The organism is Streptococcus sp. ELY_137 (assembly GCF_058314515.1).
The window spans coordinates 328,437-344,969 of sequence record NZ_JBZFUL010000001.1; the positions used below are offsets into that span (position 1 = coordinate 328,437).

Sequence of the window (16,533 nt, forward strand, 5' to 3'; positions counted from 1 at the left end):
AGTAAAAAAGGCTCGAGGTAACATCACCACCTCGAGTCTTTTGAATTGAGTTATCTATTGAACTTGTCCCCTCTGATAGGAGTTGTTGTAGACCTTGAAATTATGATCATGCAGAACTTGGGCAGCGTAGGCAGGCCAGTTAGGATTGCGAATGAGGCCGCGACCAACTTCAATGAGGTCTGCCTGTTGGGTTTGTAGGAGATACTCGTCCAGCTCAGGAGCGTTTAGGAGGCCGACTGCTGTAACAGGGATATTTACAGCGGTTTTCATTTTACTAGTATAAGGAGCTTGGTAGCCGCCATAGACTGGAATGTTTGGTTTGATATCCATCAGGCCGCCAGTAGAGATATCAATGCATTGAATGCCATCTTCCTCTAACCAATGCCCAATAGTCTGCCAGTCTTCAATGCTATTTTGCTGGCCAGTCTCATCGTAGGCAGTCATAGAGAGACGGGTCCAGATAGAGCCATCGAAGTTTTGTCGAATAGCTGGTATTATTTCTTTAAGGAAGCGATAGCGATTCTCTAGACTACCGCCGTAAGCATCTTGACGGTGATTCGTTAAAGGTTCTAGGAATTGGTTGATTAAGTAGCCGTGGGCACCATGAAGTTCTATCATATCAAAACCGGCCTTTTGGGCTCTGCCAGCTGCTGTACTAAAGGCTTCTTGGGTCTGTTTAATGTCATCTACTGTCATTTCACGCGGCGTGGGGTAGTCTGCATTGTAAGCAATAGCGCTAGGGGCAATGCTGTCAACAGGATCTTTTGCCTTGCGTCCACCGTGACCTAGCTGAATACCAACCTTGGTGCCGAGAGTATGTAATTCGTTAACTAAGGCTTTGAGACCTGGGATATGATCATCACTCCAAATACCAAGATCATTATTAGTTAGTCGGCCATCGGGATGAACAGCCGTGGCTTCTAAGATAATCAAACCAGCCTGCCCTATAGCTCTAGCTCCGTAGTGAGCATGATGGAAGGGAGTGACCTTTCCATCTTCCTTGTCAACTACATACATGCACATGGGGGGCATGACAATACGATTCTTCAAATCCAGCCCCGCAATTTTAACAGGTGATAATAACTTTGACATTGCAATACCTCCAATAAAATTCTGTTTACATTATAACAAAAAGCTAATTTACGATATAAGAAAAAAATCCTCAAATTCCCTAACCTGCGGTTACATAGAAATTTGAGGATGTTTAGCTACTCAGACAATATAATTTAGCTGACCATGGAAATCTTCCAACTTGTCATAGCCCTTCTGGGTCATGATAGTCTTCAATTCTTTTGTAATACGCTCAAAAATAGCTGGTCCTTCTTGGTGAAGAGCTGTTCCAATCTGTATCATGCTGGCACCGCAAAGGATGTGCTCAAAGGCATCGCGGCCAGATTTTACTCCTCCGGTACCGATGATTTTGATAGAAGGGTTTAAGCGTTGGTAAAAGGCATGGACATTAGCTAGTGCTGTCGGTTTGATATAGTCACCACCAAGGCCCCCAAAACCATTTTTAGGTTTGATGACAACGGTTTCATCTTGGATGAAGAGGCCATTTCCGATAGAGTTGACACAGTTGACGAAAGCTAGCGGAAATTGATTGAAAATGGCAGCTGCTTGATCAAAATGGGCAATATCAAAGTAAGGAGGCAACTTGATTCCAAGCGGTTTCGTGTAGTAGGAGAAGGCTTTTGCTAGAATTTGTTCAGTCGCTTCAAAATCATAGGCAATCTGAGGCTTACCAGGAACATTAGGGCAGGAAAGATTGAGTTCAACCATACCCTGATAATTACTAGCCTGAATGGATTTGAGGATGGTATGTGTCTCTTCTTGACTCATACCGACAACAGATAGAAAGTGATTCTTGGACCCTGGTTGATTCTGAAGCTCGATAACATAATCCAGATAGTAGGTGAATCCCTTGTTAGGAAGTCCCATCGAGTTGATGGAGCCTAAAGGAATATCAGCATAGCGAGGTTCTGGATTGCCTAAGCGCGGTTCTAAAGTGCCAGTTTTGGTTACAAAAGAGCCTGCAGCTGACTGGTCAATTTTTGCTAATTCTTCTTTGGTCATGCAGTAGACCCCTGCTGCATTCATCAGACAGTTGTCAAAGGTAAAATTTCCGATTTGTGTTGCTGTAGAAACCATGCGAATCCTCCAATAAATCAATTTTATTAGCTTACATTCTACTATTTATAAGCAGTGAAATCAAGATTAAACGAATATTTGATGGAGAATAAGGAATATATGTTCGTATAATACTGCTTTAGTTTGAGATGTTCCTATAAAATTAAGGATTTAGCTGAACAAGTCCAAGGTAACACTGGATTTTTTGGCCATTTTTTTGTAAAATGTAAAGGTAATGGTATAATGCCGTAACGAATTTGACCCTGTAAGGGTTCATTTTAAGAAGGAGACACTACTAATGGTAAAATTGGTTTTTGCTCGCCACGGTGAGTCAGAATGGAACAAGGCAAATCTTTTCACTGGTTGGGCTGATGTTGATCTTTCAGATAAGGGGACACAGCAAGCGATTGACGCTGGTAAACTGATCAAGGAAGCAGGTATTGAATTTGACCTTGCCTTCACATCAGTTTTAAAACGTGCTATCAAGACTACTAACCTTGCACTTGAAGCAGCTGATCAACTCTGGGTTCCTGTTGAAAAATCATGGCGTTTGAATGAACGCCACTACGGCGGATTAACCGGCCAAAATAAGGCAGAAGCTGCTGAAAAATGGGGTGACGAGCAAGTTCATATTTGGCGCCGTTCTTATGATGTTTTGCCACCGGCTATGGCTAAGGATGATGAGCACTCAGCACATACAGATCGTCGTTATGCCTCTCTTGATGATTCAGTTATTCCAGATGCTGAAAATCTGAAGGTGACCTTGGAACGTGCGCTTCCGTTCTGGGAAGATAAAATTGCACCAGCCCTTAAAGATGGCAAGGATGTGTTTGTAGGTGCACATGGTAACTCAATCCGTGCCCTTGTTAAACATATCAAACAATTGTCAGATGATGAAATCATGGATGTTGAAATTCCCAACTTCCCACCATTGGTATTTGAATTTGACGAAAAACTTAATCTTACAAAGGAATACTATCTAGGTAAATAAAAAGGTCCGGTGGATCTTTTTATCCCGAACTCAAAAATAAAGAAGTGAGGCAGGTCCAGTGGACCTAAGTTTTCCCAGTTTTTAAAAAGCTGGAGGAGTAGACAGCCTCGATGATTTTGATTTTGAGATAGTTAGTTCACACCTCTTAGGAAGGATTACCTAAGAGGTGTTTTTACATATTCTCAACTGGCTAACTTCGTTTAGAACTTTCATGTTTCTTACCAATATTGAACCTGAAAAATACTTTTTGTTGACTGGGGTTTTTTTTCTTGAATTGTGATAGAATAGTCCTGATAGATTTTATTGAAGTGAGGAGACCATGGAGATCAGAAATCCATTTAAGAAAAAGGAAATAGTAAACGATACTGAGGAGAAAAAAGAACAAAAAGCAGACAAAGTTTTAGCTCGAAAAACCAAGAAAAAAATAAAGAAAGTAGGTTTTCTTTCTAGTATAACCAGCCGTCTTTATATTATTTTTGCCTTGGTTTTAGTTCTTTTAGCAGTCTTAATTGGACGTCTAGCTTATATGCAGGTCAGTAACCGGCAATTTTACTTAGATAAACTCAATAAGCAAACGACTTATACTGTTACCCAATCTTCAGAACGGGGACAAATTTATGATGCAACTGGTCAAGCACTGGTCGATAATGAGAAGAAGACCGTTGTGACCTACACGCGTAGCAATAAGGCTACAGCTCAGGATATTCGTGATATTGCCAAGCGCTTATCAACCATGGTCAATCTGACAGAGACCAAGGTTACTGAACGCCAGAAAAAAGATTTTTACCTAGCAGATTCTAAGCATTACAAGGCTATTGTGGATAAGTTACCGGACAATAAAAAATACGATAGCTACGGTAATAATTTAACCGAATCGGCTATTTATAAAAACGCTATTGCAGCTGTCCCTAAAAGTAAGATTAACTATTCAGAAAATGAGTTGAAGCAAGCCTTTATCTTTAATCAGATGAATGCTGCTTCAAATTTCAGCACAGTCTATCTCACGACGGGGGATTTGACTGAAGATCAGATTGCCTATATCACAGCAAATAAGTCTGATCTGCACGGTATTAGTGTAGGGTCTGACTGGAATCAAACAGTAACGACCTCATCTTCATCCTTGTCAGATATTATAGGAACACTCTCTAGTGAAGAGACTGGTTTACCTCAGGAGAGTGCTGATGAATACTTGGCTAAGGGGTATTCTCTGAATGACCGTGTCGGAACCTCTTATTTACAAGAGCAGTATGAAGATGTTCTTCAGGGAACGCGGACGACTACCAAGATTAGTGTTGATAACGAAGGCAATGTTATTAAAAATAAGCAAACCTCACAGGGCAGTAAGGGGAATAATATTAAGTTGACTATTGACCTCGGTTTCCAAAATGGTGTTGAAGGAATTCTTAACCAGTACTATGGACCAGAGGTTGCTTCTGGCAATGCTGCTAATTCGGAAGGCGTTTATGCTGTGGCCCTAAATGCAGATACGGGTGCTGTCCTAGCCATGGCAGGACTGGCACACGATACGGATACAGGAGAGACTAATTCTAATGCATTAGGAACAGTAACTAATGTTTTTGTGCCTGGATCTGTAGTCAAAGGGGCAACACTGACAGCAGGTTGGGAATCTGGCGTTCTGTCGGGAAATGATAGTTTGGTTGATCAAACTATCAGTGTCAATGGTTCCAACCCAATCAATTCTTGGTTTACAGGACAGGGCAGCCGGTCTATTACAGCAACCCAAGCCTTAGAGTATTCTTCTAATACTTATATGGTGCAAGTGGCACTCAAGATGATGGGACAGGATTATTATCCAGGAATGAGTTTGAGCAATGATGGTGTAGACTCTACTATGACATCTTTGCGCAATGCCTATGCAGAATATGGCATGGGTGTTAAGACAGGTATTGATTTGCCCAATGAGTCGGAAGGCTATAGGACTGACGATTACAAACCTGGTAACGTTCTGACTGAGGCTTTTGGTCAGTTTGATAGTTATACCCCGATGCAGTTAGCCCAATATTCTGCAACGGTAGCTAATGGGGGAACTCGGATTGCCCCGCGTTTAGTTCAGGGTGTCTATAATAATAATGCTGATGGTGGCCTCGGTGATATGGTTAGCTCAATAGATACCAAGGAGCTAAACAAGGTCAATATCTCCAGTGAGCAGATGGGCTTGATTCAAGAAGGATTCTACGAAGTGGTGAATAGCTCAGATGGTTATGCAACTGGTAAGGACATGGCAAGTTCCTCTATTAGTATCTCTGGTAAAACCGGGACGGCTGAAACCTTTGCGACCGACAGCAACGGTAATAGTGTAACAACGGTTAACCTCAATGTTGTTGCCTATGGAAGCGCCAATGATGGAACTAAAGTGGCGGTAGCGGTTATGTATCCCCATGCTGCCAACTCGGAAACCAAGGCTCATCAAAACATTGCACGTGAGATTTTAAATCTTTATCAATCTATGTACGGTGGTGGCCATTAATTTAAGAATAATTCCAAAAGGCTGGGAAATTTCCAGACCTTTTTAGTGAAATGAGGATATAGATTTGCTTTACCCAACTCCTATTGCGAAATTGATTGACAGTTTTTCAAAATTGCCGGGCATTGGCAGCAAGACTGCGACCCGTTTAGCTTTCTATACAATCGGTATGTCTGATGAGGATGTTAATGACTTTGCCAAAAATTTATTAGCTGCCAAGCGCGAACTAACCTATTGCTCAGTTTGTGGTAATCTCACAGATGATGATCCCTGTGCTATCTGTACTGATGAGACGCGGGATAAGTCCGTTTTGCTGGTTGTTGAGGAGAGCAAGGATGTCACTGCTATGGAGAAGATCCAAGAGTACCATGGTCTCTATCATGTCCTTCATGGCTTGATTTCTCCCATGAATGGCGTTGGTCCAGATGATATCAATCTCAAAGCCTTAATCAATCGTCTCATGGATAGCGAGATTAGTGAGGTGATTGTTGCTACCAATGCGACAGCAGACGGGGAAGCGACCTCCATGTATATCTCGCGTGTTCTCAAGCCTGCTGGTATCAAGGTAACGCGTCTAGCGCGTGGTCTATCCGTTGGCAGTGATATTGAGTATGCTGATGAGGTAACTCTTCTTCGTGCGATTGAGAATCGGACAGAATTGTAACCGTTAAATAGCTCTAATCAACTTGTTATATCTAGGACAGTTAAAACGAGGCTGAACTTTTGTTCCAATATCATTAAGTTAACTAGAGTCTGGGCAAAACTAGCTTTAACATAAAACCACACGGTGATTTCTATCTTGAACATAATCAGGATGAGATATACACCGTGTGGTTTTTGATTTTTTCGCGATTCAGTCGCCAGTTGTCTGGCTAATTTTGTTAGGTTCATGCTCATAAAAAGGAAACCAACCTTCGTTTGGACGGCTTGATTACCCCTGACGTGGACTCGATACGCTTCAATCTGTCAAAAACGGGTTCAGCATTCGTCTTACGTTTGGCATAGATTTGAGAGTCTTTTTCACTGGGCAGTTCTTCCTTGATAACTTCTTCGTTCAGCTGCACGATTTTACGACCAGAAAAGACTTGACGCATAGGTAAAGAGCGTCATTTTCAAAAGCGTAGCTGGATGGAAGGCCAGACGACCAGTAGGAGACTTTTCCTTAAGCAGTAGGTCACTAGGAATACTGTCGACAAACAGACTAATCAGTCTAGCCTCGTGTATCATAGGAATATCAACGACAAGATTTAATGCCAAAGTCAATTGAGTTGTATTATACTGTTTATACATTTATCATAGCTTTGTAGTTGTTTTGTCGTTACTATAATTAAACTATGACAGACAAAATGAGCACCTCCAATTGAGGAAATGCTCATTTTTTAGCTTCTGAGTCTCTTAAATAATTATAAAATAGATACTTCATTCTATCTTACGTTTCAAAATTGCAAAATAGTGAAATTAGTATTTCTTGCTTTTTCTTGTAAAGCCAATACCAAATAAGCTCAAGAGCAATCCTAAAACAGTAACTGTTGTCTGATTAGAATCACCAGTTTGTGGTAAACTTTGACGAGAGGAAGAAGAATTACTTGAAGTGTTTTGTTTAGAAACAGACGAATTTTCCACTGCTAAAGTGACATTATTAGCCAATTCTAACTCAGTAGTTAGAATGTTATTTCCTGAATGGAGTTGTTTGGTTTCCTTTTCAGGCGTTGTCGGAGCAGCGGGATCACTTTCTCCTTCAGAAGCAGGTTCATCAGATACTTGAGGTTGTTCGTCTTGGGTCTGCTGCGCGTCCTCCGCAGGTGTTGCAGGAACAGCAGGGCTGTTTTCCTCAGGCTCGCTTACCTCAGGTTGAGTAGTTTCTTCAGGCACTTGAGGTTGCTCATCCTGAGGTTGTTCCGCGTTCTTTTCAGGCGTTGTCGTCGGAGCAGCGGGTTGGTTTTCTCCTTCGGGAGTAGCTCTCTCAGGTGTCGGAGTGGCTTCATTTTGTTTTTCTTCCACTGGTAAGTTGTTATTGTTAGCCAGATTGTAAACTGTCATATCAATAACTTTGTTATTGTTAGGATCTTCTGAATAGAGTTTAAAATCTTGTGTGTCAGAATTTGCAAATCGAGCTACCGTATAAGACTGTCCATTTTCAAATAAAAACTCGACAGAGGTCTTATCAGTAACGACCTTAAAATTAGAAACTGTTCCAACATAACCAGAATAGGTTTTATTATAATTATTGGCTAAATCAGTTGGTAACTTGTCGGTATGGCTAGTAATTTGGTACCATCCAGTAGTGGGATCGTAATTTAAGGAAATTCTATCGCTGCCTTGCCAAATATCTAAATAGACACGACCTTCTGGGGAACTAACCGAAATATCGTACTCTTGTGCTGCAGGCTGCTCAGGGACATCGTAGAAACTATGAATATCACCGTTTGTATCTTGGCCCAGAATATATGCAGGACCTTGAGGATTGCTAGCTGTTAAGCTGTATGTACCGACTTCATTAGTCCTCATGCCCTGAAGTGCTGAACCTAGCACATCATTACGCAATTTAATATCATTATCTAATGTGAGGGTACGAGGAGTGCTGTAAGCACCAATCGTATGGTAAGGCAGATCGTCATTCCATGTTGTGTCTCTTAGATAGTTCCAGTTACCAATCCAGCCAAGAGCGGTTAAACTAGAGTTGATATCATCTAAGTTTGAAGAGCCATCTGTGTTGATTGCATAAAAATCAGAACCCAAATCTAAACGTTCGACATCTGTTTCAGCAACGAATCCGCCGTTTTCATCAAGGTGTCCGACAACATAGTAAGTACCAGTCGTTTCATTTTTCGAGTAATCTTTTGATCCGAAGATAAATACTTGCTTAATCCATCCGTTTGGCATAACCATTGTTTTGACAATCGGACATTCTACCGGTGCATTACCATCAAAGTCACGTCCATGGAAGAACTCATTTGCCTCAATTTTTGTGCTAGGTGTCCAATCTACACCGCCAGATGAAGTGTAAACGCCAAACTCGTTTCCTTCCGCCGTATACATATAGTATTTACCATCTTTGGTAAAGACATAGGGATCGCGGAAATCAAAACCATTTTTAGCATTATCCACTGTCAGCAGTGGATTACCATCGTTAAGCGGTTTGGTAAATGTTTCACCGTTATCCTCAGAAACAGCTCCAAAGATAGTTTGTTTTCGAGTATCTTGCTTAGCACCTGAGAAGTAAGCAACACGTTCGCCAGCCTTAGTACCAGGAATAGATCCATCAGAAATAATGATTGACCCCGTCATTGTTGATTCCCAACCATTAGTTGGGTCTCCACCGTTTGGCAGTAAGGCACTATTAGGAACCGTGTAGTTAACAAAATCTGTGGTAAATCGGTGTTCCCACTCTAAACCATGTAAGTAGTAGATATCCCATCCGTTTTTGCTATCATTTCGTACAATGGTTTGGACATCGTTTGAAAAAGTATCTGATACACCTAAGTGAGCATTAGGTCGCAGCTCATCAGTCTGTTGCGCAGCAAGCGATTGAGGTGTATCTTCTGTAAGTGTTTCAGGACTATTGGTATCAGCCACTAAAGAAACTGGTAGTAGTTCGGCGGGGAGAGCAGAATCCGGCTCCATGACTTCATCAGCAGCCAACTCATAGGTCGCAGTGGTTTGATCGCTGGAACTTTCAGGAGTATCGCTAAGAGCCAGAGTGTTTTCTAATGTCTCTTCGGTTGTCATTGGTGCAACCTCTTCTCCCTCAGTGATAGTTTCAGTCTCAGTTGTTACAGGAGCTTCTGGTTGATTTTCAGAAGGCAGAGGCTCTGATGGTGTTTCGTCTGGACTGCTAGTAGTTACTTCTGTTGTTTTCTCCGTTATTTCATCAGCTTGAACAAGGTTTTGTGACCCCCAAAAAACAGCTCCTGAAAGAGCGATAACTCCGATTGTTCCATATGCTTTTGATTTTCGAATGAAACCGTGACCTTTTTCTTTGAACATTAGATGTCCTTTCAATGTTTTTAATGTAATAAGATAGTCTGTCTTTAAATTCATGGCCTAGTTAAAAGAGAACCAAGGATATTTTTAGGCAGAAATAAAAATGAAAACATTTTCCTGAAACTTTTCACTAACTTTAATTATACTATTATTCTTGATAAAAGGCTTGGAATAGAAGTTTTTCATCTATTATTTTGATTGAAAATTGATCAAGCTAATCAAATCCTATTTCAGCTCATTGAATGCCTGAGGTTATTGGTTATAAGACCATTAAACTAAGGAAAAATGAGAAGAGAATGTGATAGACACCGTGATTGCTGAGTATTTGTCTAAAAATGGGCTAATCTGCAAGATTGCATGGAAGAAATTAATAAATTGAAGAAGTTGATTTTTTAGAAAGTCCCAGATTTCTAGTTGCTAACTTAAAAAACGTCCGCTAGAGAGTTTTACTCTCTTTTCATGTCTGGTTAGGATAATTCTTATCACTTGTGTAAAAATGAAGAAGGTCATTCAGTCAATAACTGCGTCTTGCATGTAAAACATTTAAAATACATAGGGATAGAAGCTTTTGTTCCTGCCTCGTTTTCTATTGTAGATTTTGGGCTCTTTGGACAATCTTGTCCAAAGCTTTTTGTCGCTTCTGATCAGAAATTTTTTCAACACCGGTAATTTGACTGATGGTGACTGAAGAAATGCCACATGCTTTTAAAATCTGATTTTTAAGGACCTTACCATAGTCTTGAGAAAATAGCGTAATAAAGGCAGGTGTATTGTGGGTAGTAATAATCCAGGCCTTACCATTGAGATGGCCTTTCAAGCCAATCTTAGTGTTGTGGTAAGCAAAGCCAGCGACAAAGACACGATCCATAAAGCCCTTAAGCACTGCTGGCATCCCTGACCACCAAATGGGAAAGATGAAAATGAATTGGTCTGCCCAAGTTACCAAATCACGGTATTTAGCGGTTTCAGGATCAGAGGCTAAATCACGCCTGCGATGGCTATTATCAAAACGTAAAACGGGATTAAATCCTTCAGCATAGAGGTCTAGTACCTCAAGATTGTGGGACTTATCAAGGTTTTCTCGCACTTGTTCGAAGATGTGTGCGTTGAAACTTTGTGGGTTAGGATGGGCCGTAATCATTAAAATATTCATGCGTTTTCTCCTTTGATGTAAATATCAAGCATATGTTCGATCATGGTTCGCAGAGATGCTTGTGAAAAGTCCGTTCCGATAGGACTTTTTGACAAAATAGCCAGACCTGAGATGAAGCTCCAGAAGTGAAAAAGAGTTTCGGCTTCACTATTGTGGAACCCTTCCTCCTGTCTCAGTTTAAGAACAACACACTTAAAAGCATCAAAACCGGGTAAGTCTTTGTCTGCTAAAATAGTATCTTCAGAAAGCTCCATGTATTTAAAGGGATATTTAATAAAAAGTGCTTCAAAGACATAAGGATTCTTTTGTGCGGCTAAAACAAAGTTAAATCCCATTTGAGCCAATTCATCTCTCGCCGATGAGGATGAATTGATATTTAAGGTCATTTCATTGGCCCAGAAATCAGAGAGGCGTGATAGAAGGAGTCTGAGATAACCATCTTTACTGCCAAAGTGTTTATAGGGAGCACCGTGTGTGACACCACATTTTTGTGAGACTGTTCTTAGCGATAGATTATCTATGCCATGCTGGCAAATTTCTTCTATTCCTGTTTGGATTAAATTTTCCTTGAGCTGCGCTGTATTTCGTTTCACATAATCTCCTTTCTCAAAAAAAGTATACACTGACTACTTTTTGAATGAAGTATACACCGTCTACTTTTGTTTGTCAAGAACTTTTTAATATTGACAAAAAATAATAAAAAAGATATTATGTTAAGCAGCTTAACATAATATAAGGAGAAAGTGGATGGCAGATAATCTGCTCAATTTGAGCCAAGAGTTGCAAATATTTGTAGAAAAATATAAAAGACTGGAACAGGAACAACACCATATTCCCAATAGGGATCTGACGATGGTTGAGGTTCATCTGTTAGTCTTAGTTGGGCAGGAGAGGGGAATTGGTCTGTCTCAGATTGCCAAAAAACGACAAATTTCCCGCAGTGCCGTTACTCAGCTGGTCAATAAGTTAGTCCTAAAAGGCTATCTGCAAAAGAAACTTTCGCCATATAAGAAGAGTGCCTATGGCGTGATTTTAACAGAGTTAGGGCAAGAAATTTACCAGCTGCATCTCTATCAGCACGAGTTTCTGAGGAAAAAGCTAGAGGAGGTTTTGGCGGTCTATCCCGAGCATTTTTTAGAAGAGGTAAGACAGTTGATGTCGGAAGTAGAAGGTGTCTGGGACGCCTTGGTAAAAAAGAATCGAGAAGGCTGGAACAATGGAGATTAGACTGATTAGTGATACTGCATTAGCAGACAGTGCTTTTGACATCATTATCAGTGGCTTAAAGCCTTCTAGCCCTTATCGGTTGGAGATGACCCTCTTGAATTACTATAATATCAACGCTCCTATGAACTTAAGTCGGAGAATTCCCTGGCGAGCCAGTGGTCTTTACGATTCAGATCAGCAGGGCTGTATTCGACTCAGCCAAGCAGCTTGCCAGTCTGGCTCTTATCGAGGACAGTATCCCATGGGGTTGTTTTTTAACAGTAGACCAGACAAAATAAAGAAAACAAGCCTGCCTTCGTGTTTAGAAGACATCTCGTTAGACGAGCGCTTTGATGTCCTTTTGGAAGTGTTTGAAGGGAAGCGAAAATTGGGAGAATTGCGGTTTCCGCGTTATTACCAACTGCCTCATATCAAGTGGCAGGATGTCTCCTTTTCCCAAGCCAAAGCCAGACTTTTTTATCCAGAAAAGGCTCACAATTTACCAGCCATCGTTGTACTGAGCGGCAGCGATGGTCGGATTGAAAAAGCCCAAAATATAGCTCAATTACTGGCCAGTCATGGTTTTGTTACTCTAGCTGCAGCCTATTTTGGTTTGGAGGGCACTCCTGAAGCTTTAGATAGAATTGACTTAGGTTTTATGGAAGAGATCCTAACTTATCTTAGCTCTATGTCTCAAATTGATAAAGAAAGAATTGGGATTTATGGGCGGTCCAAAGGGGCCGAATTAGCTCTGATGGCGGCTGCTTTTTTTCCAAGATTCAAATGTATTGTTGTTAATTCCCCCTCTTGTGCTGTACTTGAAGGTATGAAGGGTTATCGAAACTCGGGACATTCGTCTTGGGTCTATCGAGGGCAGGAGCAGCCTTTTACTAAATTTTTGCTCAGAGATTTTTTGGTAAGTAAATTATCGAGAAAACCGCAAATTCATTATCAGGCAGATAGTTATATTCCAGTTGAAATCATTCAAGGGCATCTCTTATTGATAGGAAGTGAGCGGGATGAAGTCTGGCCAGCCGCTGACTCTATTAGAAGGGTAGAAGCCGCTTGGAATCAACACCAGCGGCCCCTTTATCATCTGGAAAGCCTCTTGCTTAAAAATAGCGGTCACATGCTGAGCATAGCTTTTCAGCCCAACCATCGGTATAAAAAAATTGCTTGGCCAGAGCTCTTAGCAGACAGTCAGAAATCTTGGCAGGCAACTTTAGATTTTTTCAAAAATTATCTGTAGACTCTTTCTGACTATCCCTAATCCTATCCAATTATGCTATAATAGTGGGCGGTTAAAAAATTAAGATAGAAAAGGGAACTTATGTCTAAACAAACATTAGTTTTATTATACGGTGGACGCTCGGCAGAGCGTGAGGTATCCGTCTTGTCGGCTGAAAGCGTCATGCGTGCCGTTGACTATAATAAGTTTACTGTCAAGACTTACTTTATCACCCAGGCTGGTGATTTTATCAAGACGCAAGAGTTTACCAGCCAACCTCAGGATGATGAGAAACTGATGACCAATGAAACGGTTAATATGACTGCAAAGATCAAGCCAAGTGATATTTATGAGGAGAAGGCTGTGGTTTTTCCAGTGCTCCATGGTCCTATGGGCGAGGATGGTTCTATTCAGGGTTTTCTGGAGGTGTTGAAGATGCCTTATGTAGGGACCAACCTCCTCTCATCCAGTGTTGCTATGGACAAGATTACCACTAAGCATGTTTTAGAATCAGCCGGTGTTCCTCAGGTGGCTTATGTCACTTATATGGAGGGACAGGATATAGCAGCTACTATTGCTCAGGTAGATAACCAACTTGTTTATCCAGTCTTTGTTAAACCAGCTAATATGGGATCTTCTGTAGGGATCTCTAGGGCTGGCAATCGGATCGAGTTGGAAGCAGCTATTACTCTTGCTCTCAAATACGACAGCCGTATCTTGATTGAGCAAGGTGTCAAGGCGCGTGAAATTGAAGTCGGTATTCTTGGCAATACTGAGGTTAAGACGACGCAGCCGGGTGAAGTCGTCAAGAATGTGGCCTTCTACGATTACGAGGCCAAGTATATTGATAACAAGATTACTATGGATATTCCAGCCAAAGTATCTGAGGAAATTATGACTAAGATGCAGACCTACGCTGAGACAGCCTTTCGTGCTATCGGCGGCTGCGGTCTGTCTCGCTGTGATTTCTTCCTAACTGAGAGCGGTGAGATCTACCTCAACGAGCTTAACACTATGCCAGGCTTCACTCAATGGTCCATGTATCCGCTTCTATGGGAAAATATGGGACTTCCATATAAAGAGTTGATTACCGAGCTGACCCGTCTGGCTCAGGAAATGTTTGGTAAACGCGAGGGACACTTATTATAAGTGTAAAACGAGCAAAACTATTGTGACTGTCAGCTTTGTAAGAGTATTTTCAGCTACCATTGAAAAAGAGAGTGGGAAAAAATCAGTTGATCAGGTTGGCTGTATCAATCTAGTAAATGTAGAATATGCTAAAAAGTCTGGACTTTGAACCAGACTCTTTTTATTATGGCTCTATAATTTCTGTAGCGGGTAACCCACTCTGGAGATTATGGAGTCTTTATTATTTGTAAGGGTAAGCTGCTCATTGAAATGTGTTTTTACCAAGTAGTATTGTTCCCATTTTTTGTTATTTTTAGGGCGTTACGGACACCCATTAGTGACTGGGTGTTGGAGGCTTCATCTTTAAACATTAGATTGACATAAATAATGTCTAAGATCGTTAAATAGAGTATTCGGGATGTTAGAGATTCAGCACGAAATAGAGAGTCCTGAGAATTAACGATAACACACTCATCTGATAGTTTGACTAGTTCTGATTTTGGGTTGCCAGTTAAAGAAATAATTTTCCCTTTTTTAGAGTGTACAGCGCGAGCTAGTTCAATCGTTTGAATAGATTCTCCCGAATGTGAAAACAAAAAGACACAGTCCCTTTCATTTAGTTTGGAGGCCTGACTCAATTGCATATGGTAATCAAAAATGTAGCTGCAGTTGTATTTCGTTCGCAAAAACTTGTGGTAACTGTCCCATGCTAGGATCGATGATCCCCCAATTCCCATGAAATAAATCGTTCTTGATTTTTCAATAATATTAATAATCTGATCAATAGGAATCTGAGGGATCGTTTCAATGATGGAATAAAGTGATTGAATATTAGAATAGATAACTTTTTCGGCAACTTCAGAGCTGGAATCTGAGTCAGAAATATCATTGATACTTGTTAAAATATTAGCCGGTCCATCGTTGGTATTTTCTTTTTTTAGATTTGAAGCAACAGATAATTTAAAATTTTGGAACCCTTTAAAACCGATTTTTTTAACAAAAGTAAAGATAGATGATTGTGAGACACCGATTTCCTCCGACAAGATAGCGATTGTTTTATTGATAATATCATCACCCAGAGAGAGAAAATATTTGGCGATCTGCTCATCGGTATTGCTAAATTCATACTTGTGCCGGTTAATAATAGTACTTAGATATTGATTTTTCAAACGAGTATCCATCCTCATCTTTTTGATAATAATTATAGGATAAAAGGTTATAAAAATCAAAATTATATAAGAAAAAAATTTTTTCGATATTTTATTTACAAAATAAATTTTTTATTATATACTAAACTCAAATTAAAACGAGGGAGGATATTTATGAAAACGATCGGTATTATTGGCTTGGGCAAAATGGGATTAAATCTGGCCTTAAATGCTCAGGATCATGGTTGGAATGTTATAGGATTTGACGAAGAGTCTCAAGTACGGAAAAAATCAGAAAAAGCAGGAATTCAAACGGCAGATTCGCTCGATAATTTATTTGACTTGCTGGGAAGCAAGAAGGTTATCCTTCTTAGTATTCCTGCAGGAGCAATAACAAATAATTTAATCGGCAAACTAAAGGAAGAACTACAGGCAGGAGATATTGTTATTGATAGTGGTAATTCACATTTTGAAGACAGCCTAAAAAATTATCATTCGTTAAAAGAAAAAAACATTGGTTTTATCGACTGCGGGACCTCCGGTGGTGTTTCAGGTGCCCGTTATGGAGCTTGTCTGATGATTGGCGGTGAGCAAGAAGTTTTTGATGGTCTAGCGGATTTCTTTGGAGATATTTCAATTGAGGGAGGATGCCTGTTTGTTCCTGAACCATCAGCAGGTCACTATCTAAAAATGATTCACAACGGTATTGAATATGGGATGATGCAGGCAATTGGTGAAGGTTTTTCTGTCTTGGAAGCGTCTGGTTTCAAGTATGATTATGCAAAAGTGGCTAATGTTTGGAATCATGGATCCGTTATCCGGTCTTGGCTGGTAGAAATTGCCGAAAAAGAATTTAAAAATGACTCTAAATTAGAAAAAATCGAAGGTGTTATTGATACTAATGGTGAGGCGCAATGGACTGTTGAAGAAGCCTTGCAGCTGGAGGTGCCTGTTCCTGTCATTGCCAACTCTTTATTTGTCAGGAATTCAAGTAAGCTTACTGACAGTTTTTCCAATAAAGTCGTTGCTGCCTTAAGGCATGGCTTTGGTGGGCATGCTGTAAAATTAAAGGAATGAGGAAAA

At 40.5% G+C, this 16,533-nt stretch carries 13 protein-coding genes and 1 pseudogene; 7 read left to right on the forward strand and 7 right to left on the reverse strand.

From position 1 onward, the window contains the following. Nucleotides 1-54: 54 nt before the first annotated feature. Both AC4HAO_RS01620 and AC4HAO_RS01625 read right to left on the reverse strand, forming a co-directional pair. Nucleotides 55-1,092 (reverse strand): oxidoreductase, encoded by a 1,038-nt coding sequence (locus tag AC4HAO_RS01620; RefSeq protein WP_491134371.1) that lies wholly within the window; start codon nt 1,090-1,092, stop codon nt 55-57. A 120-nt stretch (nt 1,093-1,212) separates the two neighbouring features. Then, nucleotides 1,213-2,148: a dihydroorotate oxidase gene (locus AC4HAO_RS01625; protein ID WP_491134372.1), complete on the reverse strand. Its 936-nt coding sequence runs from the start codon at nt 2,146-2,148 to the stop codon at nt 1,213-1,215. 277 nt (nt 2,149-2,425) lie between these two features. On the opposite strand from AC4HAO_RS01625, the gene AC4HAO_RS01630 reads away from it, so the two are divergent. The 3 genes from AC4HAO_RS01630 (at nt 2,426) to recR (ending at nt 6,267) form a co-directional block, all read left to right on the forward strand. Beyond that, on the forward strand, nt 2,426-3,118 hold the full coding sequence (locus AC4HAO_RS01630) for a phosphoglycerate mutase (protein WP_447452404.1): 693 nt from the start codon (nt 2,426-2,428) through the stop codon (nt 3,116-3,118). Nucleotides 3,119-3,437: 319 nt separating this feature from the next. Further along, nucleotides 3,438-5,606 carry a penicillin-binding protein PBP2B gene (pbp2b, locus tag AC4HAO_RS01635; RefSeq protein WP_491134373.1) on the forward strand — a complete coding sequence of 723 codons (2,169 nt, stop codon included), beginning with the start codon at nt 3,438-3,440 and terminating at the stop codon, nt 5,604-5,606. A 64-nt stretch (nt 5,607-5,670) separates the two neighbouring features. Continuing rightward, the gene (gene recR, locus AC4HAO_RS01640; RefSeq protein WP_491092456.1) at nt 5,671-6,267 is read left to right on the forward strand and encodes a recombination mediator RecR; all 597 of its coding nucleotides are present in this window, start codon (nt 5,671-5,673) and stop codon (nt 6,265-6,267) included. Between the two features lie 376 nt (nt 6,268-6,643). Here recR and AC4HAO_RS01645 read toward each other — a convergent pair. The 4 genes and pseudogenes from AC4HAO_RS01645 to AC4HAO_RS01660 form a co-directional block, all read right to left on the reverse strand. Further along, nucleotides 6,644-6,893 (reverse strand): annotated as a pseudogene (locus AC4HAO_RS01645) (transposase); the annotation flags it as partial. A 168-nt stretch (nt 6,894-7,061) separates the two neighbouring features. Next, nucleotides 7,062-9,590 (reverse strand): LPXTG cell wall anchor domain-containing protein, encoded by a 2,529-nt coding sequence (locus tag AC4HAO_RS01650; RefSeq protein ID WP_491134374.1) that lies wholly within the window; start codon nt 9,588-9,590, stop codon nt 7,062-7,064. A gap of 583 nt (nt 9,591-10,173) precedes the next feature. Then, nucleotides 10,174-10,740: an NAD(P)H-dependent oxidoreductase gene (locus AC4HAO_RS01655; RefSeq protein ID WP_491134375.1), complete on the reverse strand. Its 567-nt coding sequence runs from the start codon at nt 10,738-10,740 to the stop codon at nt 10,174-10,176. Beyond that, a complete protein-coding gene (locus tag AC4HAO_RS01660) occupies nt 10,737-11,333 on the reverse strand; it encodes a TetR/AcrR family transcriptional regulator (RefSeq protein WP_491092453.1) in 597 nt (198 codons plus the stop codon). The genes AC4HAO_RS01655 and AC4HAO_RS01660 overlap by 4 nt, the downstream gene beginning before the upstream one ends. Nucleotides 11,334-11,487: 154 nt before the next feature. Between AC4HAO_RS01660 and AC4HAO_RS01665 the strand changes: the two genes are divergently transcribed. The 3 genes from AC4HAO_RS01665 (at nt 11,488) to AC4HAO_RS01675 (ending at nt 14,323) form a co-directional block, all read left to right on the forward strand. Continuing rightward, a complete protein-coding gene (locus AC4HAO_RS01665; protein ID WP_491134376.1) occupies nt 11,488-11,967 on the forward strand; it encodes a MarR family transcriptional regulator in 480 nt (159 codons plus the stop codon). Beyond that, nucleotides 11,957-13,195, forward strand: coding sequence for an acyl-CoA thioester hydrolase/BAAT C-terminal domain-containing protein (locus tag AC4HAO_RS01670; protein ID WP_491134377.1), 1,239 nt, complete (start codon nt 11,957-11,959; stop codon nt 13,193-13,195). Before AC4HAO_RS01665 ends, AC4HAO_RS01670 begins: the two co-directional genes overlap by 11 nt. A gap of 81 nt (nt 13,196-13,276) precedes the next feature. Further along, nucleotides 13,277-14,323 (forward strand): D-alanine--D-alanine ligase, encoded by a 1,047-nt coding sequence (locus AC4HAO_RS01675; RefSeq protein ID WP_491092450.1) that lies wholly within the window; start codon nt 13,277-13,279, stop codon nt 14,321-14,323. A 257-nt stretch (nt 14,324-14,580) separates the two neighbouring features. Here the strand turns inward: AC4HAO_RS01675 and AC4HAO_RS01680 are convergent, their stop codons facing one another. Beyond that, a complete protein-coding gene (locus AC4HAO_RS01680) occupies nt 14,581-15,471 on the reverse strand; it encodes a MurR/RpiR family transcriptional regulator (RefSeq protein WP_491134379.1) in 891 nt (296 codons plus the stop codon). A 102-nt stretch (nt 15,472-15,573) separates the two neighbouring features. Here AC4HAO_RS01680 and gnd point away from each other — a divergent pair, with 102 nt between their 5' ends. Next, nucleotides 15,574-16,527 (forward strand): phosphogluconate dehydrogenase (NAD(+)-dependent, decarboxylating), encoded by a 954-nt coding sequence (gene gnd, locus AC4HAO_RS01685; protein WP_491134422.1) that lies wholly within the window; start codon nt 15,574-15,576, stop codon nt 16,525-16,527. Nucleotides 16,528-16,533 lie beyond the last annotated feature (6 nt).